Source organism: Corallococcus sp. 4LFB (assembly GCF_046520365.1).
GTDB lineage: Bacteria > Myxococcota > Myxococcia > Myxococcales > Myxococcaceae > Corallococcus > Corallococcus caeni.
The window spans coordinates 1-22,250 of sequence record NZ_JBKGHJ010000020.1 but is presented as its reverse complement, the minus strand read 5'-3'; the positions used below and the strand labels follow the sequence as shown (position 1 = coordinate 22,250).

Below are 22,250 nucleotides of genomic sequence, written 5' to 3'. Positions count from 1 at the left end.
CTTCCCGCCTCACGCCACCTCGCGCGCTTCGTCCGGAACCGGGAGCCCGGCCGCGCGCGCCTTGCGCTGCTGGATGGCGAGGAAGAGGGCCTCGTGCGTGGCGGGCGAGGGCAGCCCCACGTCACCGCCCGGGCTTCCGAAGGCGGCCACCGCGTCGCGCAGCGCCTCCCGCACGGACAGGGCCAGCATCAGGGGCGGCTCGCCCACGGCCTTGCTGCCGTGGATGACGCCCTTCTGTTCCGCCCGCTCCACGAAGGCCACGCGCAGGTCGATGGGCGCGTCGCTGAAGGCGGGCACCGCGTAGGTGCTGGCGGAGTGCGTGAGCAGCCGCCCGTTCGCGTCCCACTTCAGCTCCTCGCCCGTGAGCCACCCCAGGCCCTGCACGAAGCCGCCCTCCACCTGGCCCCGGTCCACGCCGGGGTTGAGCGAGTCGCCCACGTCCTCCAGCAGGTCCGCGCGCAGCACGCGCTTCATGCCCGTGTCGCCGTCCACCTCCACCTCGCTCACCGCCGCGCCGTAGGCGAAGTAGAGGAACGGCTTGCCCCGGCCCAGGGCCCGGTCGTAGCCGATGCCCGGCGTGCGGTAGTAGCCGGTGACGGACAGGCCCACGCGGTCGCGGTAGGCCTCCTCCACCACGGCCTCGAAGGGCAGCCCCTGGTCCGGCCGCGCGGCCGCCGCGATGCGCCCGTCCTCGAACACCAGCGCGTCCGGAGACACCGCCTGTCCGTGCAACTGCACCAGCATCCGCGCGGCCACCGGGGCCAGCCGCTCGCGCACCTGGATGCACGCCTCGCGCACCGCCGCGCCGTTGAGGTCCGAGCCGCTGGAGGCCGCCGTCGCGGACGTGTTGGGCACCTTGTCCGTCGCCGTCTGCGCCACGCGCACCCTCTCCGCGGGCAGGCCCAGCTCGCGCATGGCCACGCCTTGAATCTTGGTGTGCAGGCCCTGGCCCATCTCCGTGCCGCCGTGCGACAGCAGCACGGAGCCGTCGCGGTACACGTGCACCAGCGCGCCCGCCTGGTTGAGGAAGGTGGCGGTGAAGGAGATGCCGAACTTCATCGGCGTGATGGCGAGGCCCCGCTTGATGCGGGGGCTGGACGCGTTGAAGGCCTCCACCTGCGCGCGGCGCTTCGCGAAGTCGGACGACTCCATGAGGTCGTTCCACAGCTTCGGCAGCCGGTTGTCCTCCAGCTCCTGGCCATAGTGCGTGGTGTTGGTGTCGCCCACGCCGTCATAGAGGTTGCGCTGGCGCACGGCCTCCGGCGCCAGGCCCAGGGCGCTGGCGATGCGGGCCAGGATGTCCTCCATCACCAGCATGCCCTGCGGCCCGCCGAAGCCTCGGAAGGCGGTGTTGGAGACCAGGTGCGTCTTCGCCACGCGGCCCGTGTAGCGCACCGAGGGCACGTAGTAGCCGTTGTCCAGGTGGAAGAGGGCGCGGTCGGTGATGGACTCGGACAGGTCCAGGGACCAGCCGCCGTTGGACGTGAGGTCCGCCTTGAGCGCGAGCAGCCGGCCCGTGGCGTCGAAGCCCACCTCCCAGGCCGCGTGGAACGGGTGGCGCTTGCCGGTGACGGCCATGTCCACGTCCCGGTCCAGCATCCACTTCACCGGCCGGCCCGTGTGCACCGCCGCCAGCGCCACCAGCGCGGCGGGCGCGTTGCCTTGAGTCTCCTTGCCGCCGAAGCCGCCGCCCATGCGGGGCGCCTTCACCACCACGCGGCTTCGGGGCAGGTGCAGCACGTGCGAGAGGATGGCCTGCACCTCCGACGGGTGCTGGGTGGAGGACGTCACCGTGACGTCGCCGTCCTCGCCCACCTCCGCGAAGGCCGCGTGCGTCTCCAGGTAGAAGTGCTCCTGGCCGCCCATCGTCAGCACGCCGGCCAGCCGGTTCGGGCTGGAGGCGAGCGCGCTGTCCACGTCGCCCCGGCGGATGACGTGCGGGTCGGTGTGGAAGCTGCCCTGCTTCAAAGCTTCATCCAGCGTGAGCACCGCGGGCAGGGGCTCGTAGTCCACGACCACCTGGCGGGCGCCCTCGCGGCAGGCCTCGGGCGTCTCGCCGACGACGAGCGCCACCACCTGCGCGTGGAAGAGGACCTCGTCCTTCGCGAGCAGCGGCTCGTCGTGGCGGATGGGGCCCGTGTCGTTCATGCCCGGGATGTCCTCCGCGAGCAGCACCTTCACCACGCCGGGCACCTTCAGCGCGGCGCTGGCGTCGCGGCGGAGGATGCGCGCGTGCGCGTGCGGCGACAGCACCGGCCACACCGTCAGCATGGGGCGGCGCTGCGCGAGGTCGTCCACGTACTGCGCGGTGCCCGTCACGTGGCCCAGCGCGCTCTCGTGGTGCAGCTCGCGGCCCGCGTCCGCCGTGGCGACAGGAGCGCCCGGGGCGAAGCGCGGGCGGCCGTCCAGCACGGGGCTGCGCACGCCGGACGCGAACTTCTCCAGCAGCGACACCACCAGCCCGCGCCGGTAGTCCGCGCTGCCGCGCAGGTCGGTGAGCGGCGTGAACTCGCGCTCCAGCGTGGCGCGCACGCGGGCCACGGCCTCCGCGTTCCACGGGTGGCCCAGGAGCAGGGCCTCCGTCTGCCTCGCGCGCGCCGGCGTGGCCGCGACGCCGCCGTAGCCCAGCCGCGCGGTGCGCACGAGCCCCAGCGCGTCCGTCTCGATGCAGAAGCCCGCCGCGACGATGCTGATGTCCAGCTCGCGGCGCTTGGACACCTTGAAGCTGGCCGAGTGGCGCGTGAGCCCGCTGTCCTTCGCCGGGGCGTGGGGGATGACGATGAAGCGGACCACCTCGTCCGGCTGGAGCGCCGTCTTGCGGTACGCGAGGAAGAAGTCCGACAGCGCAATGGTCCGCTCGCCGCGCACGGACGCGAGCACCAGCCGCGCGTCCAGCGCGAGCAGCACCGGCGCCGTGTCCCCGATGGGCGACGCCGTCACCAGGTTGCCCGCGAGCGTGGCGCGGTGGCGGATCTGCCGCGAGGCGAAGACGTTGAGCATCTTCGCCAGATCCGGCACCTCGTGGCCCAGCGCGTCCTCCACGTCCACCAGCGACGCGGCGCCGCCCACGTACCAGCCGTCCTCCTCGCGGCGGATGGCGCGCAGGGACTCCACGCCCTCCGTGGAGAGGAGGAACGGATAGCGGCGGGACTTCTTGGTGATGTCCACGCCCAGCTCCGTGGCGCCGGCCACCAGCATCGCCTCCGGGTGCAGGGCGCGCAGCGCGAGCAGGTCCTCCCAGGTGGTGGGGCGCAGGAACAGGCCGTCGCGGGCCTCGTAGCGCAGGGGCGGCGTGGGGGAGGGCGGGCCCTCCAGCGAGACACCGGGGAGGCCGGGGCCGTCACCCTTCGCGTCGCGGGTGGCGAGCGCGTCCATCATCGCGTCGCGGATGGGGCGGTAGCCGGTGCAGCGGCAGAGGTTGCCGCAGAGCTGATCCGCCACGGCCTCCGGCGAGCCCGCGTCCTTGCGACAGTAGGCCTCCACCATGGAGACGACGAAGCCCGGCGTGCAGAAGCCGCACTGCGAGCCGTAGTGCTTCACCATCGCCTGCTGCACGGGGTGGGGCGCGGCGCGGCTGCCCACGCCCTCCACGGTGACGAGCTCCCGCCCGGCCACCATGGGCAGGAGCGCGATGCAGCTGTTGAACGCGCGCAGGGTCTTCTGGCCGTTCACGTCCCGGTCCACCATGGCCACGGTGCACGCGCCGCAGTCGCCCTCGGCGCAGCCCTGCTTCGTGCCCGTCAGCCCGCGCGCGCGCAGGTGGTCCAGCAGGGTGGTGTTGGGCGACGCGCCGTCGACCTGGACGGTCTGGCCGTTGAGCCGGAACTCGAAGGGGGTGCTCATTCCCCGGAGGATAGCAGGGGCTCGGGCGGCGGCTGAGCGCCTGCCTCATGGGCCTGTCCCGGGGCCAGGCCATGGTGGAGCTGGAGCAACCCGGCGGCGATGCTGACGGCCACCTCCTGCGGTGACTTTCCGCCGATGGGCAGCCCCATGGGGCACTGGACGCGGCCCACCTGCCGGGCGGGCACCCCCTTCGCCTCCAGCCGCTGCCGGAAGCGGGCCCACTTCGTGTCACTGCCGATGAGGCCGATGTAGCGGGCCGGCTTCTGGATGGCGAACGCGATGATGTCCTGGTCCACGTCGTGCCGGTGCGTCATCACCGCCACGTAGGTGCGCGCGTCATCCCAGACCGCGCGCGAGGCGAAGTCGTCCCAGGGCTCCTCGTGGCGGACCACGCCAGCCGGCACCCGCGGGGACTGGACCCACTCGGCGCGCTCGTCCACCAGGTGCACTCGGAACGGGGTGCCCTCCAGGATGCGGCACAGCGCCTGGCCCACGTGGCCGGCGCCGAAGAGGTACAGCTGGGGCCCGTGGTTCACGGGCTCGACGAAGACGTCCACGACCCCTCCACAGCACTGGCCCAGCTTCGCGCCCAGCGGATAGCGGAACGTGCGCGCCTGGCCCTTGCCCAGACAGGCGCGGGCATCCTGAAGCACGAGCTGCTCCAGGTGGCCGCCGCCAATGGTGCCGTGGAAGGTGCCGTCCGCGCGCACCAGCAGCTTCGCGCCGGGGGGCGCGGGCGTGCTGCCCTTGCACTCCGTCACCGTCACGACGGCGAACGGCGTGTCCTCCCGTGCCCACTCCGCCAGCTGGTGAACCCAGTTCCACATGCCGCCAGCGAGTCTGCCACGGCCGCCGTCCGGACGCGGACGCATGCTCGGGGGGCTCGATGTCTGGAATACCTGTTTTATGTCAAAGTCATGCGCTCCCCAAGCCCTGGAGGGGCGCATGAAGCAGTGGACTGGATTCGTGGTGGTGGTGCTGTCGTCGCTGGCGGTGCTGGGCTGTGGCGTGCCGGAGGAGGCCTTGGACGCGCCGGTGCTGGCCCAGCAGGAGGCGGGCATCGACATCTGTGGCAACGGCATCTGCTTCCGGACGGAGCTGAGTACGTGTCCTGCGGACTGCTGGTACGGCGGCTACTGCGGCGACGGCACGTGCAGCGGTTCGGAGGACAACTCCATCTGCCCCTCGGACTGTCAGCCCGGAGGCTGCGTGGCGCCGTCGAAGCCGTCGCCTGAGGCGACGCCGGTGCAGAGCATCGACATCTGCGGCAACGGCATCTGCTTCCGGACGGAGCTGAGTACGTGTCCCGCGGACTGCTGGTACGGCGGCTACTGCGGTGATGGCACGTGCAGCGGCTCGGAGGACAACTCCATCTGCCCCTCGGACTGCCAGCCCGGCGGCTGCTGACGCGGGCCTGTCGTTGGCGGACGCTTCCCTGGACGCCTGCCTTGAGGACGAGGAGGCGGGCGCCCGTTGCCGGGTCGGGAAGGCACACCACCTTTGCGCCAGACGATTTCAACCATCCGAATCAAGGAGATGACGTCATGGCCAATGCCGCCGCCGAACTCGAGACGCTGAACTCCTTCCTGCGGGGGGAGATCTCCGCCGTGGAGACCTACCGGCTCGCCTCGAAGCACATCGAGACCGAGGTCGCCCGGACGGAGGTGGAGGCCTGCCTCCATGACCACGAGAAGCGCGTGGAGGCGCTCAAGGAGCGCATCGCGAAGCTGGGAGGCGAGCCCGCGAAGGGCTCGGGGCCCTGGGGCATCTTCGCCAAGGTCGTCCAGGCGGGCGCGGACCTGCTGGGCGAGAAGCGCGCCATCGACGCGCTGGAGGAGGGCGAGGACCACGGCCTGAAGGACTACAACCGGGACGTGGACAAGCTCCACGGCGAGGCGCGCACCTTCGTACGTCAGCAGCTGCTGCCCTCGCAGAAGCAGACGCACGCGCGGCTCAGCGCCCTGAAGAAGAACCCGACCCTGCACTGAGCGTATTGGTTGCGCAGTGCCGGACATCCCAGGGCGCCCATCCCGGCTTCAGGGAGGGCGCCCTGTGGTGCATCGCACGTCCCCGCATCCAGGCCTGGAGGCGACAGGGGGCGTGCGATATGCGGAAGGACGGAGCTTCCGCCGGCGAAGGAGGGTGAAGCGCGCATGGTGCGTGAGCACACGGCGCCGGGGCCGCACGGGCCCGGCACCGACAGCGAGGATGTGGAGACCCCGTCTCCGCGTGCGACCGGCGTGCGCGCCGAGGCCCCCGGCCTGCCTTCCATCCCCTCCCCGACGACCGCCGACACCAGCTACGCCGCGGGCGCGCTGGGCACCGGCCTGGAGGTCCTCTTCACCACCTCCGAGCGCGCCCTCCAGTGGGCCTGGCGCGTGCTCCAGCTGGCGCGCGGCGTCGTGGATGCCACGCCGAAGGGCGACGCGTTCGTCCGCGAGGCCCGCGCGTGCGTGGTGGACTTCCTGGACCACATCCCGCCGCACGTGCGCCGCAGCGTCGAGGAGGTGCTCGTCTTCTGCAACCTCTGGCAGGCCGTGGGCGTGCGCCTGCGCCGCCGGGGTGACTTCCCCATGGGGGATGACGTGGCGTGGCGCCAGCTCTGCGAGGACGTGGAGCTGCTGCAACGCGCCGCCCAGGCCCGGCTGGGCACCGCCGCCGCGCTGGAGCACGGCCTGCTCAAGGACCTGGGCCGCCTGCGCGCGCTGGCCCTGTCCCGCGGCGACAGCGCCAACGAGGTCACCGTGGGCATGGAGGTCTTCACCCGCTGCATCGCGGAGCTGATGGCCGTGGCCAGCGCCGTGCGCCGCGCGTGGGAGGCCGTCGCCGGGGACCTGGCCGAGTCCTCCGCGTGGCTGTGCGCGGGCGACCCGGCCTTCAGCGCGTGGCTGGCGGAGCACCTGGTCGCCGCCGAGCCCGCGTGGGAGCGCACCCAGAAGATCGCCCGCTGGCTGCGCGACGTGGGCGCCTTCGCGGGCCAGCTCTGACGGCGCCCTTCGCCGGGCCCGCGCTCAGGGCTCGATGAGGATGCGGTGCCGGTGCAGCTCCAGGAGGATGTCCGGATCCAGGTCCGCCTGCTTGTGGTCGCGCAGGTGCTGGCGGACGGCCTCCACGGGCTTCTGGCCGGTGAACTCCACCAGCAGCGCGTACGCCTCACCGGGCAGCGCCACCGCGTCGTATTCGCTGTAGGAGCCCAGCGCGACGCTGCCGTCCGGCAGCCACTTCACCGTCGCGTCCGGGTTGAAGCGCAGCACGCGCGGCAGCGTGGGGGCGGTGGCCTGGGCGTGCAGCTTCTCCAGCACCTTCTGCTCGATGGTGCCGTCCAGGCCCAGCAGCCGCTCCAGCCCGTCGCGGGACACGGCGCGCACGGCGTCGTAGCAGGCGCGGTAGAAGTCCTTCTCCAGCCCGGCGTACCCCTTCCACAGCGCGGCGTACACCTTCGCCGGGGGCGCCGCGTCGTCCAGGTCCTCCACGGACAGGGGCGCGGTGGCCACCTCCGCCTTGTCGCGCCCGTCCAGGAGGAACTCCGGCATGAGCTGGAGCAGCGCGTGGCGCGACAGCTGGAACTCCGCCAGCGTCAGGTACGTCTTGAGCGACATCCAGAAGCGCTGACCGTCCCGGCCCGCCACGTACTTGCAGAAGAACGTGGAGCAGACCGACTCGCGGTACGCCCAGATGGTGCAGCCGCCGGACTCCAGCGCGTAGTACGGGCAGCGCAGCGACGATGCCCGGCCGAAGAACTGGTGCGCGTTCTTGTACAGGTGGTTGAACTTCGCCGGCGGCTTCACCCACTGCGGGCTCACGCCGATGCGGCTGTCGATCTTCGCCTCGATGCGCCGGCGCCCCTCCGCCATCTGGGGCGAGTCATCCGACAGCAGCGCCCCGACGAGGTAGTTGGGCAGCCGGGGGTAGTACGTGCAGCACTTGGTGTCCGGACGGAACAGGTGCTCCGCCCCGTCCACCGACTCCACCGTGGCCCGCGCGGAGGCGCGGCTCATGGCGCAGTTGGAGCAGGTGGCCTTCTCTTCCGTGGGCGCCTCCTGGCGGAAGAAGGCCGGGAGGAGGTCCTGGTAGAGGGCGGGCAGCGTCGAGAGGATGGAGGACATGGGAGCCGGTCTCAGGGGGCGTGGTCGGCCCAGTCCAGGTGGTAGGTGGCGGACTCGGGCGAGTGGCGGGTGCGGTGCAGGGTGAACTTCCGCACCCCCACGCGCAACATCCCTTCTTCCAGCACGCCGTCCACGAAGCCCTCCAGCGCCTGGGGCTCGTTGAACCAGAGGTCCGCCTGGGCCGGGCCCAGCACGGTGAGGCGTGTCTCCGTGTAGTTGTTGCCGCTGCGGAAGTTGTGCTGCATCCGCTCCAGCGAGCGCATGGGCCCCACCACGCGGGCCAGCGTGAGGACGGCGCCGCCCACCAGCGTCTGCGCGTAGCCCTCCACCATGCGCCGGCCCAGCAGGCGCCGGCCCTGCTCCACAGGCTGGTCCGGGTGGAGCGTGCGGGCCGTGTCCTCCAGGCACTCCACCCAGACGGCGAACGGATATGCGGCGAGCAGCGGGGCGTGGAGGTTGAGGCCGCGCGAGCGCAGCCGGTCCAGCAGCTCGGGCGTCAGGGAGGGCGCCAGCACCTTGCGATACAGGCTGTCCACGCTGCTGCTGAAGATGACGCGCTCGTCCCTCATGGCCCTCTGCCTTGCCGGGGGCCCGAAGCGGCCCCGGGCGCGCATTCTTCGCCCAGGGCCCCGGAGGAGGCCAGCCCCCAGGGGCCCACCCTCACCGCGCGTGCGCGCGGCGGAGGGCAGGCAGCCAGGGGCGTCAGTAGTGCACGGACAGGCTCACGCCGCTGTACGCGTTGAAGCCCCGGAGCAGGATCCACTGGCGGCCGGCGGTGGCCTGCGCCCCCAGGTTGCACGTCTCGTTGTTGCCTCCCAGGTAGGGCCGGCAGCTGTACGCGGTCGGGGTGGGCGCGGCGCCGAAGCGCGTGTAGAGGTCGACGTCCCCGGTGCCGCTGGAGATGGACACCGTGGAGGCCGTGTTCGCGGGCACGTCGAAGCAGAAGTACCGCTGCGACCCGGCCGCGCCGGAGAGCAGGGACACCGTGGTGTTGTTGGGCAGCAGGGTGCACGTGGGCGGCGGGGTCGTCGCGCCCACGCCCACCGCCAGCCACGCCGCGTCCACCGCGTCCTGGATGGCGGTGCCGTAGCCCAGGTTCACCGCCGCCTGCCGCGTCGCCGTCTTCGCCGCGGCGAGGTTGGTGGTGGAGGTGAAGAGGTTGGCGTTGGCGTAATAGAAGATGCGGGCCGCGGCCTGCACGCCGATGGCCGGCACGTTCACGGTCGTCTTTCCGCGCGGGTGCACGCCGCCGGTGGACAGCAGCTTGAACGCCAGGTTGGGCACGCCGGAGCCGTAGTGGACGTCCGTGGCGCTGGTGACGTCCGGGGCGTAGTCCAGCGAGGCCCCATCCAGCGCGGGGTCGTTCATGTAGCGCAGGGCGTCCCCGGGCGTGCTCGGCGTCCAGGCCGTCTCACCCAGCTGCCAGACGGACGCGGCGGTGCTCCAGGTGCCGGTGGCCCAGCTGGTACAGGTGGCGGCGAAGATGTCCGACAGCGACTCGTTCAGCGCGCCGGACTGGCCGCTGTAGATGAGGTCGGACGTGCTGTCCGTGACGGCGTGCGTGTACTCGTGCACCACGATGTCCGGGTCCCCGCACGGCAGCCCGAGCTGGGGCAGGCTGCCGTCGCCGCACACCAGCTTCGCGCCGTCGAAGTACGCGTTCGCGAAATTGGTGCCGTAGTGCACCTGCGCCAGCAGTTGGCCTCCCGTGCCGTTGTACGAGTCGCGGCCGAAGTTCTGCTGGAAGCAGTCGTAGAAGAGGCCCAGGTTGTCGTACGTCTTGTCGATGCCCGTGTCGCCCGTGGGCAGCTGGCCCTCCAGCCGGCACCAGCCGTTGGACGTGCCCCCCACCGAACAGACCTTGCGGTTGCGCGCGGTGTGGATTTCGGGCGTGCGCAGCACCTCGTGGCCGTCCGCCGCGCTCACGTAGACGCGGTCGCGCAGCGGCAGGCCGTCCTCGTGCTGGCCGGACACCACCACCTCGAAGGCGCGGACCAGCGCCGCTTCCGGGGCCGGACGGACGAAGACCTCCCGGACCGACTCCGCCAGGCCGCCGGAGGACGCCGCCAGCGCCGCCTCGCTCGCGGCCTCCGGGCTGATGCGCGCGGGGGCCGGCACGGGCTCGCCGTCGCGCGCGGTGCTGTTCACCGCGTATACCTGACCCTGCGCGTCCACGTGGACGATGAGCTCCTCGTTCACCACCGGCAGGCCGGCCTTGGTCTGCCCATAGCGCAGGTGCGTGTGGCCCAGCTCGTCCCGCTGGATGCGCTGGGGCACCACGTCCTTCGCCGTCAGCCGGAAGGCGGGCAGCACGCGCAGCAGGGTGGACTCCAGGAGGGCGTGCGCCTGCCAGGCGCTGGCCCCCGGAATGGGACGGCCCGCCGTGCCCAGCTCACCCTGGATGAACTGGGGAACGCCGTCCTCGTGCACCCCCAGCACCCGGGCGCCGGGCAGCGCGCCCAGGGCTGCCCGCAGGTCTCCCGTCCGGGCCTCGGCTGGAGACGAAGGGGCCTCTGCGCCGGGACCCCCGGCGCCGCAGGCGGACAGCGTGAACGTCAGGCCGGCGAGGAGCCAGCGTGTCTTGCGCGTCATGTAGATGCCCCCAGGGTCACAAAACGAGGATTTGAAGCCTTGCGAGCAAAGCATGGAGCACTGACTGTCAGGTGAATTCTTGGAAGACTGGGGGTGTTGGGAGGGAGGCGCGGGACGGAGGAGGGCACACGTCGGCGGCGGTTCACCCACCTGGGTGCTGTGCGGGCGTCCGGGCGTGAACTCCGGGCGTTGTGACGCGGGGCGCGGTGATAAGGACGGCCCCGCTGTTACCTCCCGTCATCCGTTCGCAAGGACCTTCATGCTCACGCTGCGCGGGGCTCCGGCCCTCTCCGAATTCAGGCTCGCCAAGCTGCTCGTCCGTTGCCGGGAGCGCGTGCCGACGGTGGCCACCCTCTACTCGGAGTTCGTGCACTTCGCGGACACGTCGGCGCCGCTGACGCAGGACGAGGCGGAGCGGCTGGGGCGCCTCTTGGAGTACGGCCCCCACGCGGCGAAGCGCGAGCGCACCGGCACGCTGCTGCTGGTGGTGCCGCGTCCGGGCACGGTGTCGCCCTGGGCCTCCAAGGCGACGGACATCGCGCACCACTGCGGCCTTGCGCAGGTGCGCCGCATGGAGCGAGGCATCGCGTTCTTCCTCACCGGCCCCGGCGGCCGGCCGCTGGACGCGAACGAGGCGGAAGGGGTGCAGGCGGTGCTGCACGACCGCATGACGCAGGCGGTGCTGCCCCGGCTGGAGGACGCGGAGGTCCTCTTCCGCACGGACGCGCCCCGGCCGCTCACGCGCGTGGACGTGCTGGGCGGGGGCGCGCGGCCCTGGTGCGGGCCAACGGTGAGCTGGGCCTGGCGCTGGCGGAGGATGAAATCGACTACCTTGTGGAGCGCTTCACGGAGCTGAAGCGCAACCCCACCGACGTGGAGTTGATGATGTTCGCGCAGGCGAACAGCGAGCACTGCCGCCATAAAATCTTCAACGCGTCGTGGACGGTGGATGGCAGGCCGCGCGAGCGCTCGCTGTTCCAGGCCATCAAGAACACCTTCGCCCAGAGCCCGGGCGGCGTGCTGTCCGCGTACAAGGACAACGCCGCCGTCATCGAGGGCTTCGAGGTGGAGCGCTTCTTCCCGCAGGGCGAGGCGCGCGAGTGGGGCACCGTGCGCGAGCCGGCCCACATCATGATGAAGGTGGAGACGCACAACCATCCCACCGCCATCTCCCCGTACCCGGGCGCGGCCACGGGCGCGGGCGGTGAGATTCGAGACGAGGGCGCCACCGGGCGCGGCGCGAAGCCGAAGGCGGGGCTCACGGGCTTCTCCGTCAGCCACCTGCGCCTGCCGGACTTCGCGAGGCCGTGGGAGGTGCCCTACGGCAAGCCGGACCGCATCGTGTCCGCGCTGGACATCATGGTGGACGGCCCGCTGGGCGGCGCGGCGTTCAACAACGAGTTCGGCCGGCCCAACCTCACCGGCTACTTCCGCAGCTTCGAGCAGCAGGTGCCCACGCCGGAGGGCGTGGAGGTGCGCGGCTACCACAAGCCCATCATGCTGGCGGGCGGCCTGGGCAACATCCGCGCGGACCACGTGAAGAAGGCCCCGCTGCGCGCGGGCGACAAGCTCATCGTGCTGGGCGGCCCGGCGATGCTCATTGGCCTGGGCGGCGGCGCGGCGTCGTCCATGGCGCAGGGCGCGAGCGCGGCGGACCTCGACTTCGCCTCCGTGCAGCGTGACAACGCGGAGATGGAGCGCCGCTGCCAGGAGGTCATCGACCAGTGCTGGATGCTGGGCGACAGCAACCCCGTGCGCTCCATCCACGACGTGGGCGCGGGCGGCCTGTCCAACGCGCTGCCGGAACTGGCGCACGACAATGCGCTGGGCGGCCGGCTGGAGCTGCGCGAGGTGCCCAACGACGAGCCGGGCATGTCCCCGGTGGAGATCTGGTGCAACGAGGCGCAGGAGCGCTACGTGCTGGGCGTGGCGCCGGAGGACCTGCCGCGCTTCGCCGCCCTTTGCGAGCGCGAGCGCGCCCCCTTCGCCGTCCTGGGCGAGGCCACCGCGGAGCAGGTGCTCACGCTCACGGACCGGACGCTGGGGGACACGCCCATCGCGCTGCCCATGGACGTCCTCTTCGGCAAGGCGCCGCGCATGCACCGCGAGGGCGTGTCGCGCCCCCTGGAGCACGCGCCGCTGAGCGTCCCGTCCGACTTGAAGGCCGTGGCGCACGCGGTGCTGTCGCACCCGACGGTGGCGGACAAGTCGTTCCTCATCACCATTGGCGACCGCTCCGTGGGCGGCCACACCGCGCGCGACCAGCTGGTGGGCCCGTGGCAGGTGCCGGTGGCGGACTGCGCGGTGACGCTGTCCTCGCTGATGTCCGACACGGGCGAGGCCATGGCGCTGGGCGAGCGCACGCCGGTGGCGCTGGTGGACGCGGCGGCCTCCGCGCGCATGGCGGTGGGCGAGGCGCTCACCAACCTGGCGGCGGCGCGCATCGCGAAGCTGTCGGACGTGAAGCTGTCCGCGAACTGGATGGCGGCGGCGGGCAGCCCCGGCGAGGACGCGAACCTCTACGCGGCGGTGCACGCGGTGGGCATGGAGCTGTGCCCGGCGCTGGGCATCGCCATCCCGGTGGGCAAGGACTCCATGTCCATGCGCACGCAGTGGCAGGAGGACGGCCAGAAGAAGGCGGTGACGGCGCCCCTGTCGCTCATCATCACCGCGTTCGCGCCGGTGCTGGACGCGCGCGTCACGCTGACGCCGCAGCCGGTGGACCTGGCGGGGGACACGCGCCTGCTGCTGCTGGACGTGGCGAAGGGCCGGCAGCGGCTGGCGGCCTCCGTGCTGGCGCAGGTGCAGCAGCAGGTGGGCCCGGAGTGCCCGGACGTGGACGACCCGGCGGCGCTGAAGGGCTTCTTCAGCGCGGTGCAGGAGCTCCACGCGGCGGGCGTGCTGCTCGCGTACCACGACCGCTCCGACGGCGGCCTCTGGGCCACGCTCGCGGAGATGGCCTTCGCGGGCCACTGCGGCCTGGACGTGGACCTGTCCCCGCTGGGCGGTGACGCCGTGGCGGCGCTCTTCAACGAAGAGCTGGGCGCGGTGGTGCAGGTGCGCGCGTCAGACGTGGCGCGAGTGCGTGAAGTCCTCACCCGCCACGGCCTGGGCGCGCACGTGCATGAGCTGGGCGCCCCACGGCTCAGCAGGTGGTGCGCGTGCGGCACGGCGCGCGGGAGTTGCTCACGGAGGAGACGGTGGCGCTCAAGCGCACCTGGTCGCGCGTGAGCTACGAAATCCAGAAGCTGCGTGACAACCCCACCTGCGCGGAGGAGGAGTACGCCGCCAAGTGCGACGCGCAAGACCCGGGCCTGTCGCCGGTGCTGACCTTCGACCCCAGGGTGGACGTGGCGGCGCCGTACATCGCGAAGGGGGCCCGGCCTCGCGTGGCGGTGCTGCGCGAGCAGGGCGTCAACAGCCAGCAGGAGATGGCGGCGGCGTTCACGCGCGCGGGCTTCACCGCGGTGGACGTGCACATGAGCGACCTGCTGTCGGGCCGCGTGTCGCTGAAGGACTTCCACGGCGTGATGGCGTGTGGCGGCTTCAGCTACGGCGACGTGCTGGGCGCGGGCGGCGGCTGGGCGAAGTCCATCCTCTTCAACCCGCGCACGCGTGACGCCTTCTCGGAGTTCTTCGCGCGGCCGGACAGCTTCGGCCTGGGCGCGTGCAACGGCTGCCAGATGTTCGCGCAGCTGCGCGAGCTCATCCCCGGCGCGGACGCGTGGCCGCGCTTCGTGCGCAACGCGTCCGAGCAGTTCGAGGCCCGCCTGGGCACGGTGGAGATTTCTCCGTCGCCGTCGCTCTTCTACAAGGGCATGGAGGGCAGCCGGATGCTCATCGTCGTGTCGCACGGCGAGGGGCGGGCGGAGTTCGCCAACGCGGAGGCCGCCGCGCGCTTCAACACCTCCGGGCTGGTGACGACGCGCTGGGTGGACAACCGGGGGCAGGTGGCGGCGAAGTACCCGGCCAACCCCAACGGCTCGCCGCACGGCATCGCGGGGCTCACCACGAAGGACGGGCGCTTCACCATCACCATGCCGCACCCGGAGCGCGTGCACCGCACCGTGCAGCACTCCTGGCACCCGGCGGAGTGGGGCGAGGACGGCCCCTGGATGCGCATGTTCCGCAACGCCCGCGTCACCCTGGGCTGACGCCGTCCGGCGTCATCGCAGGAAGGCGTCCCGCACGGCGTCCAGCAACGGGTTGGCACCGGTCTCCGGATCGGTGCAACCCTGGTTGAGCGTCCAGACGATGGTGCCGCCGTAGCCCTCCTGCTTCACGAACGCGCCCTTGGCGGCGATGGCCTGCGGGCTGTCGTAGGAGATCCACGTCACCGTGCCGTCCTCCACGAGCTTGCCCGGAGCGAACGTCACGTAGCTGGCCTGGGCCTTCTCGTCCCACTGGTACTTCCCCTGCTTCGAATAGCGGAGGATCTTCTTGTAGGTGAACGAGTTGTCCCCGCCCACGTAGTCGGACCAGTTCGTGAAGGGCTGGTAGGGGCCGGTGATGTGGCGCCACGCGAGGCCGTAGAAGGGGATGCCGATGCCCAGCTTCGCCTTGGGGATGCCCGCCTTCACCCACAGCTCCAGGCTGGACGCGATGGACGTGGGGTGCAGCCCCTGTTCGCCCTTGAGCGCGGACGTGTGCCAGGACTTCCAGCCGTCCCACGCACCAATCATCTCGTAGGACATCAGGTTCATCTGGTCGAAGGACTTCGCCAGCTCCGCGAACCAGGGGTCGGCGTCAGCGGGGAAGTTGGTGTTGATCCAGTGGAGGGGGAAGGTGAGGAGCATCTTCGGCCGCGCCTCGCGCAGGGCCTTCACGAGGGCCAGCAGTTTGGGCCGGTCCTCCCTCTCCACGGGCTCCCAGTCCAGGTCGAGCCCGTCGTAGCCGAAGTCATCCATCGCCTTGAGCAGCGAGCGGACGAACTTCGCGCGGTTCGCGTCGGACGCCGCGCCCACCCACCCGTCGTGCTCGCCGGAGCCGCCCACCATGATGAGCGCCTTGCGGCCCGCGGCGTGCGCGCGCTTCGACAGCGTGCGGGCGATCTCCGGCCCCCGGTCGTTGTCGAACTTCGTGCTCAGCGTGCCGTCCGCCTTCGGCGTGACGCGGCCCACGAGGATGTGCGTGAGCGCGCTGAAGTCCACCTTCTCCGGCGGATACTCATCCGCGTTCCAGCCCGTGTAGTAGCCCGACACCCACTTGCCGCCCTGTCCCGGACGCCCGCTCGCGGCGAGGGACGCGCCCACCACCACACTGGCCTCGGCCAGCTGGCTCGGGTCCGCCTTGCTCCGGGCCAGCACCCGGTACGTGCCCGGCCTGCGGGGCGCGGTGTAGACGCCGGTGGGACTGATGGTGCCCCGCTCGTTTCCGGGCTCCACGCTCCAGGTCACCGCCGGGTCCTTGCTGTTCGTCACGGTGGCGCGGAAGGCGTGCTTGGCGCCTGGAGCCAGGAAGACCGCGGGCGTGTCCAACGTGAGGCTCACCGCCCTGGGGCCCTGCTCGATGCCGATGTCGTCGAAGAAGAGGGGCGGCAACGTCTTGCCGCTGTCCTCCTGGAGCCACAGGCCGGTGATGCGCGTGCGGCCTTCGGGCAGCAGCTTCGCCAGCGGCACACGGCATGTCGTCCACGTGTTGGCGGGGATGGTGCTGCCCGCGCAGGTGGGGCCCAGGGGCACGCCCACGGGTTGCTCGGAGCCGATGACGACACGCGCGCGCACCGCCGCGTTCGCGCCGTCCTTCCCGCCGTGCACCTTCAACACCAGCGTGTCCTCCGGTGACACGTCGAAGCCCGGGTGGCCGAAGTACAGCGCCTCCCACGGCCCCAGCGTCACGGAGATGGCGTGGCTGCCGGAAGACCCGGGGACAGCGGCGCTCATCGCGTGCGCGCCCGCCCACGTCAGGTCGTCCCAGGGCGGTGCCAGCCGGTCCTGGTAGAGCCACGTCACCTGGGGTGGCGTGGGCGGTGTGGCCTTCGGGGGTGGAGCCCCCTGGGAAACACCTCCCAACAAGAGCGCGGTGAGCAGAACCCGGAGTCCGGCCGGAGGTCGTCGCATGGTCTCCCATTCTCACAGAGGACGGGGAGACGCGTCGTGCCTCAAGAGGCCAGGTGGGGCGCGGGGAGTTCTCCAATCAGCCTCGCGACCCGAGCCTCCCCGTGACGCCGCGCGCCTTGGCGGAACACAGCAACGAGGCCACGGGGGGCCGGAGCGGACGTACAGGAGGTCCGCGGACAGAGTCCCCCTGCCGGGAGCGATGTCCGCCAACTGGTCCGACTGTCGGACCAGTTCGCGCCGAGTGCCGCCGGAGGCCGGGCTGTCCCGGCGAGTGCTGAGGACGGTGGGCCCTTGAGTCCATGTCAGACCCCTCTGGTTGGATGGGCGAAGCATTGGCGAGAAGGGCGGCGGCGATGGTGCGGGTAGGGCTCGTGGCGTACGTGGAAGAGCAGATCGAGCGGGACATTTCGCTGGGACGGCTGCCGAGGAACGGGCGGTTGGCCTCGGAGCGGATGATGGCTCGCTGGTATGGGGTGAGCCGGGGCACGGTGCGCGAGGCCTTGCGGCGGTTGTCGGCACGGGGCCTGGTGGTGCAGCGTTCCGGAAGCCAGACACGCGCTTTGGCACTGGACGAGTCGTTGACGCTGGAGAACCTGAGCCTGGCGCTGCATGGCGAGCGCTCCCAGGAATGCCGGCGACTTCTGGAGGGCTTCTTCAGCCTCAAGCGGCAGGTGCTGGTGGAGCTGCTAGCAGACTGCTGCGCGAAGGCTTCCCTTATCGAGTTGCGGCTGCTGACGGACATCTGCTTCCAGCTCTGGGATGCGGCGCGCTGGCACCCCGGAGAGCGCTGCGCGCAGCTGGAGTTCGAGTTGTTACGGCAGGCGGCCCAGGTGGCTGGACGTCCTGGGCACCTGCTCCTCATCCAGTCGCTGCAACGGGCCTTCAGGGGCAACGCGGCCCGGCTGTTGACCTTCATGGGGGGTGAATCGCTGCGTGAGTGGGCCATCTGCGCGAACCATGCTCTGGACGAGCGCGACATGCAGACGCTCCAGCAACAGCTGCCGGTGTTGCTGAAGGCGTGTGATGAGCTGGTGCTCAACCAATTCGCTCCGGTTCCTCAGGAGGCTGTTTCCCTGGAGGTGCACCTCGCGCAGCAATGCAGCCTCAATGCCCCCGCGTCAGCCTCCGCGCAGGATGATGCGCTGGAGGCGCTTCCCTGCGTCGAAGAGCGTGGCCTTGGCTGTCCGCCGTCGACCGCCGAGAATGGAGCTGCGCTGGAGGCACACCCTTGCGTTGAGACGCATGAACTCGGCACGCTCGTGTCAACCACCAGGCAGGACGATGCGCCCGGGGCACTTCCCTGTGTTGAGCCGCGTGGCCTCGGCGACCTCGTGGCCGCTACCGCGCAGGACGCTACGCGAGCGGCCCGCTCATGCGTTGAGTCGCGTGGCCCCGGCCGCATCGCACCAGCCGCCGAGGAGACCGAGCCGCTCGGAGTTGCCCCCGGTCCCCATGGGCGGGCCCTTCCCAGGGAGTCGGACAGCGAGGTGCTGAGCTGTCCATCCACTCCGGGGGCCGTCCCGTGCGAGCCCGGTGGCGAGGGCGCTGGGAGAGACGTGACGGGCGCGACCTTGGGCCACGTGCCCGACTGTCGGACGAACTGGGACGCTCTGTCTCCGGACGGTGGCCTCCCGTTTGAGGTTCCACCCACCGGCTCCCGCGGACAGGTGTGCAAGGCGGGCGGATCGCTTCACGGCGCTCAGCGCCCCCTGGGGCGGTGGGCCGTGCGCCTCTTGCGCTTCATTGCCCGTTCTCTTGGGTTCCCTTCTTCGTGAGCGCCGGTTGACCTCGTACGCCTCCGCCCCAGCCGGGCTTCGGCGCCGGAGGTGTCAACGAACTCCTGTGTCCGGCTCAGGCCCGGACCAGCTCGATGGGGCTGCCTTCGGGGACGTGCTTCATCGCCACGGAGTTCATGCAGTAGCGCAGCCCCGTGGGTGGCGGACCGTCCGGGAACACGTGGCCCAGGTGGCCGTCGCAGCGCGCGCAGCGGACCTCGGTGCGGACCATTCCGTGCGACACGTCGCGGATCTCCGTCACGGAGTCCTCCGACAGCGTCTGCGTGAAGGACGGCCAGCCGGTGCCGGACTCGAACTTCGTGCCGGACTTGAACAGCGGGTTGTTGCAGCCCGCGCATACATAGGTGCCCGGCGTCTTGGTGCCGAGGAAACAGCCCGACCCCGGGTACTCGGTGCCGTGCTGGCGCAGCACCTGGAACTCCTCGGGGGTGAGGCGCTTGCGCCACTCTTCGTTGGAAAGGTTGAGCTTGTCCGCCATGGGTCCTCCTCCACGTTTCGGGCCTTGAAGCCCGGAGCACGGCCTTGGATGCACCGCCCGCCTTCGCGTCGCACCCTATACCAGGGAAGCAGACAGGGGCTTGTTGCCCTGGCGACACGCCTCGCGTCCCGGCGGGCCTCCACTCCTGCTGCGAAGGGAGCGGTGCGCTAGTTGTACTTCCCCAGGGCGTCGCGCCCGCCACCAGGAGGCCTGCCGATGCGGATTTCGGAACTGATGACCCGGGACGTGAAGACCATCGACGCGGACGAATGTCTGCGCTCCGCCACCGAGCGGCTGGAGTCCTCGGGCCTGGGCGCGTTGCCCGTCACGGAGCACGGCCGGCTGGTGGGCCTGCTCACCGACTCGGAGCTCTCCCTGTGCTCCACCGTCCACGGTCATGACCCCGACGTCACCACCGTGCGCGAAGCAATGTCCGCGCCGCTCGTCACCTGTCCGGAGGACGCGCCGCTGGAGGCCGGCGAGCGTCTGATGGAGGAGCACCACGTGAGCCGCCTGGTCGTCGTGGATGCCGAGCATCATGCCGTTGGCCTCCTGCGTCTGGCCGACGTCGCCTCCGAGCCGCTCACGCTGCTGCGGCCCGGCGAGCCGCTGGAATACCTGAGCCTCTATTCCTGAGCCGCTGGCGCGCTCACACGTAAGGGCGGCGGCGGTGAAGCCGCGGTCCAGCAGCTCGAGGAACACCTCGGGGGAGATGGCCGCGCGGGCGGACCGCTGACGGCGCAGCGCCTCACGGAAGGCCACGCGCCAGGCTCCGACCCGCAACGCCGCGACCCGCCGCGCGAGCGGGTCGCCTTCCGGGGCGCCGACGTTGGCGGCGAGCATGCGGCCGAGGTCGCGCTCCAACGCCTCGGACAGCTCGCGCGCCCGGGCCCGGAGCGAGGGGCTGTCGGCCACGACCTTCCAGAAGCCAGCAGTGGCTGGGTTCATCTTCACGAGCCCGTGGCGCTGCTCGGCCAGTTCGTGCGTCAGCGCCCGCAGCGCCGCCACCGGTGCGCGGCGACCCCGGCCGTCCAGGGCGTCACACAAGAACGTCTGCACCTCGTCGCTCCGGTCGAAGAAGAGGTCCTCCCTGCGGGGGAAGTCGTTGAACACCGTCATCTTCGGGACGTTGGCCGCGGCAGCCACGTCGTCGATGGTGACGTGCTCGAAGCCGCGTTCGGCGAAGAGCTTCCGTGGCGATGTTCGAGATGAGCTGGCGCGTCTCCCGCTTCTTGCGCTCGCGCAGGCCGTCGGGTCTGGCGCTCGGCGGCTGGTCGGTCTCGGGCATGTTGGAAAAGCAGGCCGGGTATGAAGTTGTGCTCGGTATAAAAACAAGACGGATTCGTCGGCGCGGATCCGCGTGGAGTCGACGTGGAGGTGGTGATGGTAGGCGCGGGGCCCACGGGCCTGCTTCTGGCGCGCGAGCTGGCACTCGGTGGGTGGGGGCGGTGGTGCTCAGGCGGCGCAGCGAGCCTGATCCGGTCCTCAAGGCAGGTGGCATCGGGGCGGTGGCCAGCGCGGCACTCGAGGGGCGGGGATTGGGACCGGCGCTCGACGCCGAGGAGGCCGCCGCGCTCGAGGTGATGAAGGCGCTGACGAGGTCATTCGGTGGCAGGAAAGCCCACAGGCGCGTGGAGCCCGTCGTGGCGGCGGCCACTTCGCGGGGCTGTCCCTCCTCGACCAGTGCGTGGAGCCCGTCGTGGCGGCGGCCAGTTCGCGGGGCTGTCCCTCCTTGACCAGTCCTTGCAACGCGAGCCCGGCCGCAGGTCGCGCGGGGGCCCGCAGGCTGGGACCGAGCGCATCCTGGCCGGCCACGCGTGCGCTCAGGGGCGAGGTGTGGCTTGGGCACGCCGTCGAGTCGTTCGACGACACCGGTGCGCGTAGGCGGGTCGAGGCACGGCCCTGGCGGTCCAATGTTGCTCGAGGCGGCGCTCCTGGTGGGCTGCGACGGAGGCCGGAGCACGGTGCGCAAGCAGGCCGGTTTCGACTTCCTCGGCACGGCTCCGACCCTCACCGGCCACCAGCCCCTCGTCGAGATGGATCACCCCGAGCCTCTCGCGCCACTCGGCTGGCGGCGCACGGCCGGGGGGATGCTGTCCCCTGACCCAAAAACCGGGCGCGTGGCCATCCTGGAGTTTGACGGACCGCCGGCCCATCGCGAGGCGCCCGGGACGGCCGCCGAGGTCGAGCAGAGCCTGCGGCGCGTCAGCGGGGGGACGTGCGCATCATGGCGCTTCACCCGGCGACGCGCTTCAGCGACACCTCGCGCCTGGTGTCGAGCTACCAGAGGGGGCGTGGGCTGCTGGCTGGCGATGCCGCCCACGACCACTCGCCCTTCGGAGGGCAGGGGCTGAAAGTCGGCCTGCTCGACGCGGTCAACCTCGGCTGGAAGCTGGCCGCCACGGTGCAGCGGCGTGCCCCCGACGGCCTTCTCTCCACGTACACCTCCGAACGCCACACGGTGGCGGCACGCGCGCTCGACAACACCCGCGCCCGGTTCGCGGTCATGCGCCCAGACTCCCAGACGACCGCGATGCGTGAGCTCATGGCCGAGCTGCTGACCACCCAACCCGACGTCAATCGCTCGTTCGGCGAGATGCTCAGCGGCGTCACCACGCGCTACGACCCAGGTGAAGAGGATCCGCTCGTCGGGCGCCTTGTCGCCGACGCCGGGCTGACGGTCGACGGGAGGGACCTCGCCTGTACTCGCTGATGTGCGATGGCCGCGGGCTCCTCGTCGATGGCGGTGGCATCGCATCCGAGCAATGCGCCGCGGTGGGTTCACGGCTGCGGGTGGTGAGGGCTGCCGGGGCGCGCTCGATGCTGGTCCGCCCAGATGGCTGCCTCGCATGGGCCGGGCGCGAAGGTGGGCTGCGCCCCGCGCTCGAGCGCGGGTTTCCGGCCCCCTGACGGTTCAGGGCCGGGCGCGAAGGTGGGCTGCGCCCCACGCTCAAGCGCGGGTTTCCGGCCGCCTGACTGTTCAGGGGCGGGCGCGAAGGCGGGCTGCGCCCCGCGCTCCGCGAACGAGCGCTGGTCCCCGGCCCCCTGACGGGTCTGGGCCGAACTGCACCGCGAGAGGCCGGGATGCGAGACGCTGCCCGCATCCCGGCCCCCATTTTCAGCCCGCCACTGCCGGCTGGCACGCGGCGGACAGCCACGCCACGGCGTCATCCCAGGGCAGGTCGCGCTGGGAGCCGTCGCGCTGCCGCAGCCGGACACCCTTCGACTCCACCTCGCGGCCACCCACCACCGCGAGGAACGGCACGCCGTCCTCGTGCGAGCCCAGGACCTTCTTCGACAGCGACTCGCCCCGCACGTCCGACCGCCGACGCGGGAGCCTTGACCTCGGCGCTTGCAGTCGCACTGCTCATCGTGT

Annotated in this window: 15 protein-coding genes and 2 pseudogenes; 9 read left to right on the top strand and 8 right to left on the bottom strand. The window is 71.5% G+C overall.

Features of this window, described 5'->3' with window-relative positions:
• Positions 1–9: 9 nt before the first annotated feature.
• Complete coding sequence (xdhB, locus tag ACLEQD_RS04180; RefSeq protein WP_410381985.1) at positions 10–3,843, bottom strand: xanthine dehydrogenase molybdopterin binding subunit; 3,834 nt, start codon at positions 3,841–3,843, stop codon at positions 10–12.
• Positions 3,840–4,670 (bottom strand): xanthine dehydrogenase accessory protein XdhC, encoded by an 831-nt coding sequence (xdhC, locus tag ACLEQD_RS04175; RefSeq protein WP_410381984.1) that lies wholly within the window; start codon positions 4,668–4,670, stop codon positions 3,840–3,842. Before xdhC ends, xdhB begins: the two co-directional genes overlap by 4 nt.
• Positions 4,671–4,788: 118 nt before the next feature.
• Here xdhC and ACLEQD_RS04170 point away from each other — a divergent pair, with 118 nt between their 5' ends.
• The 3 genes from ACLEQD_RS04170 to ACLEQD_RS04160 all read left to right on the top strand — a co-directional run bounded on the left by ACLEQD_RS04170 (position 4,789) and on the right by ACLEQD_RS04160 (position 6,830).
• A complete protein-coding gene (locus tag ACLEQD_RS04170) occupies positions 4,789–5,250 on the top strand; it encodes a hypothetical protein (RefSeq protein ID WP_410381983.1) in 462 nt (153 codons plus the stop codon).
• Positions 5,251–5,387: 137 nt separating this feature from the next.
• Positions 5,388–5,831 (top strand): DUF2383 domain-containing protein, encoded by a 444-nt coding sequence (locus ACLEQD_RS04165; protein ID WP_410381982.1) that lies wholly within the window; start codon positions 5,388–5,390, stop codon positions 5,829–5,831.
• 165 nt (positions 5,832–5,996) lie between these two features.
• Positions 5,997–6,830: a hypothetical protein gene (locus ACLEQD_RS04160; protein ID WP_410381981.1), complete on the top strand. Its 834-nt coding sequence runs from the start codon at positions 5,997–5,999 to the stop codon at positions 6,828–6,830.
• Between the two features lie 24 nt (positions 6,831–6,854).
• On the opposite strand, the gene ACLEQD_RS04155 is transcribed toward ACLEQD_RS04160, so the two are convergent.
• The 3 genes from ACLEQD_RS04155 to ACLEQD_RS04145 all read right to left on the bottom strand — a co-directional run bounded on the left by ACLEQD_RS04155 (position 6,855) and on the right by ACLEQD_RS04145 (position 10,541).
• Positions 6,855–7,949: a hypothetical protein gene (locus ACLEQD_RS04155; RefSeq protein ID WP_410381980.1), complete on the bottom strand. Its 1,095-nt coding sequence runs from the start codon at positions 7,947–7,949 to the stop codon at positions 6,855–6,857.
• A gap of 11 nt (positions 7,950–7,960) precedes the next feature.
• On the bottom strand, positions 7,961–8,518 hold the full coding sequence (locus tag ACLEQD_RS04150) for a DUF2378 family protein (protein WP_410381979.1): 558 nt from the start codon (positions 8,516–8,518) through the stop codon (positions 7,961–7,963).
• Positions 8,519–8,651: 133 nt separating this feature from the next.
• Positions 8,652–10,541 (bottom strand): M4 family metallopeptidase, encoded by a 1,890-nt coding sequence (locus ACLEQD_RS04145; RefSeq protein WP_410381978.1) that lies wholly within the window; start codon positions 10,539–10,541, stop codon positions 8,652–8,654.
• A gap of 259 nt (positions 10,542–10,800) precedes the next feature.
• Between ACLEQD_RS04145 and purL the strand changes: the two are divergent.
• Positions 10,801–14,695 (top strand): annotated as a pseudogene (purL, locus tag ACLEQD_RS04140) (phosphoribosylformylglycinamidine synthase).
• A gap of 12 nt (positions 14,696–14,707) precedes the next feature.
• Here purL and ACLEQD_RS04135 read toward each other — a convergent pair.
• Complete coding sequence (locus ACLEQD_RS04135) at positions 14,708–16,600, bottom strand: glycosyl hydrolase family 18 protein (RefSeq protein ID WP_410381977.1); 1,893 nt, start codon at positions 16,598–16,600, stop codon at positions 14,708–14,710.
• Between the two features lie 380 nt (positions 16,601–16,980).
• Between ACLEQD_RS04135 and ACLEQD_RS04130 the strand changes: the two genes are divergently transcribed.
• Positions 16,981–18,375 (top strand): FadR/GntR family transcriptional regulator, encoded by a 1,395-nt coding sequence (locus tag ACLEQD_RS04130; RefSeq protein ID WP_410381976.1) that lies wholly within the window; start codon positions 16,981–16,983, stop codon positions 18,373–18,375.
• A gap of 76 nt (positions 18,376–18,451) precedes the next feature.
• Here ACLEQD_RS04130 and msrB read toward each other — a convergent pair whose 3' ends face one another.
• Positions 18,452–18,874: a peptide-methionine (R)-S-oxide reductase MsrB gene (gene msrB / locus ACLEQD_RS04125; RefSeq protein WP_410381975.1), complete on the bottom strand. Its 423-nt coding sequence runs from the start codon at positions 18,872–18,874 to the stop codon at positions 18,452–18,454.
• 216 nt (positions 18,875–19,090) lie between these two features.
• Here msrB and ACLEQD_RS04120 point away from each other — a divergent pair, with 216 nt between their 5' ends.
• The 4 genes and pseudogenes from ACLEQD_RS04120 to ACLEQD_RS04105 all read left to right on the top strand — a co-directional run bounded on the left by ACLEQD_RS04120 (position 19,091) and on the right by ACLEQD_RS04105 (position 21,784).
• Positions 19,091–19,510 (top strand): CBS domain-containing protein, encoded by a 420-nt coding sequence (locus ACLEQD_RS04120; protein WP_410381974.1) that lies wholly within the window; start codon positions 19,091–19,093, stop codon positions 19,508–19,510.
• Positions 19,511–20,787: 1,277 nt separating this feature from the next.
• Positions 20,788–21,048, top strand: a pseudogene (locus ACLEQD_RS04115) (FAD-dependent monooxygenase); the annotation flags it as partial.
• Positions 21,049–21,101: 53 nt separating this feature from the next.
• Positions 21,102–21,587 (top strand): FAD-dependent monooxygenase, encoded by a 486-nt coding sequence (locus ACLEQD_RS04110; protein WP_410381973.1) that lies wholly within the window; start codon positions 21,102–21,104, stop codon positions 21,585–21,587.
• Positions 21,587–21,784 carry a hypothetical protein gene (locus tag ACLEQD_RS04105; RefSeq protein ID WP_410381972.1) on the top strand — a complete coding sequence of 66 codons (198 nt, stop codon included), beginning with the start codon at positions 21,587–21,589 and terminating at the stop codon, positions 21,782–21,784. Before ACLEQD_RS04110 ends, ACLEQD_RS04105 begins: the two co-directional genes overlap by 1 nt.
• Positions 21,785–21,992: 208 nt before the next feature.
• Here ACLEQD_RS04105 and ACLEQD_RS04100 read toward each other — a convergent pair whose 3' ends face one another.
• Positions 21,993–22,190 carry a His/Gly/Thr/Pro-type tRNA ligase C-terminal domain-containing protein gene (locus ACLEQD_RS04100; RefSeq protein WP_410381971.1) on the bottom strand — a complete coding sequence of 66 codons (198 nt, stop codon included), beginning with the start codon at positions 22,188–22,190 and terminating at the stop codon, positions 21,993–21,995.
• Between the last annotated feature and the right edge of the window lie 60 nt (positions 22,191–22,250).

Coding starts and splice junctions, on each gene's coding strand:
- ACLEQD_RS04160 (WP_410381981.1), top strand. CDS start 5,997: ATGGTGCGTGAGCACACGGCGCCGGGGCCGCACGGGCCCGGCACCGAC.
- ACLEQD_RS04165 (WP_410381982.1), top strand. CDS start 5,388: ATGGCCAATGCCGCCGCCGAACTCGAGACGCTGAACTCCTTCCTGCGG.
- ACLEQD_RS04135 (WP_410381977.1), bottom strand. CDS start 16,600: ATGCGACGACCTCCGGCCGGACTCCGGGTTCTGCTCACCGCGCTCTTG.
- ACLEQD_RS04170 (WP_410381983.1), top strand. CDS start 4,789: ATGAAGCAGTGGACTGGATTCGTGGTGGTGGTGCTGTCGTCGCTGGCG.
- ACLEQD_RS04150 (WP_410381979.1), bottom strand. CDS start 8,518: ATGAGGGACGAGCGCGTCATCTTCAGCAGCAGCGTGGACAGCCTGTAT.
- ACLEQD_RS04120 (WP_410381974.1), top strand. CDS start 19,091: ATGCGGATTTCGGAACTGATGACCCGGGACGTGAAGACCATCGACGCG.
- xdhC (WP_410381984.1), bottom strand. CDS start 4,670: ATGTGGAACTGGGTTCACCAGCTGGCGGAGTGGGCACGGGAGGACACG.
- msrB (WP_410381975.1), bottom strand. CDS start 18,874: ATGGCGGACAAGCTCAACCTTTCCAACGAAGAGTGGCGCAAGCGCCTC.
- xdhB (WP_410381985.1), bottom strand. CDS start 3,843: ATGAGCACCCCCTTCGAGTTCCGGCTCAACGGCCAGACCGTCCAGGTC.
- ACLEQD_RS04155 (WP_410381980.1), bottom strand. CDS start 7,949: ATGTCCTCCATCCTCTCGACGCTGCCCGCCCTCTACCAGGACCTCCTC.
- ACLEQD_RS04105 (WP_410381972.1), top strand. CDS start 21,587: ATGTGCGATGGCCGCGGGCTCCTCGTCGATGGCGGTGGCATCGCATCC.
- ACLEQD_RS04110 (WP_410381973.1), top strand. CDS start 21,102: ATGGCGCTTCACCCGGCGACGCGCTTCAGCGACACCTCGCGCCTGGTG.
- ACLEQD_RS04145 (WP_410381978.1), bottom strand. CDS start 10,541: ATGACGCGCAAGACACGCTGGCTCCTCGCCGGCCTGACGTTCACGCTG.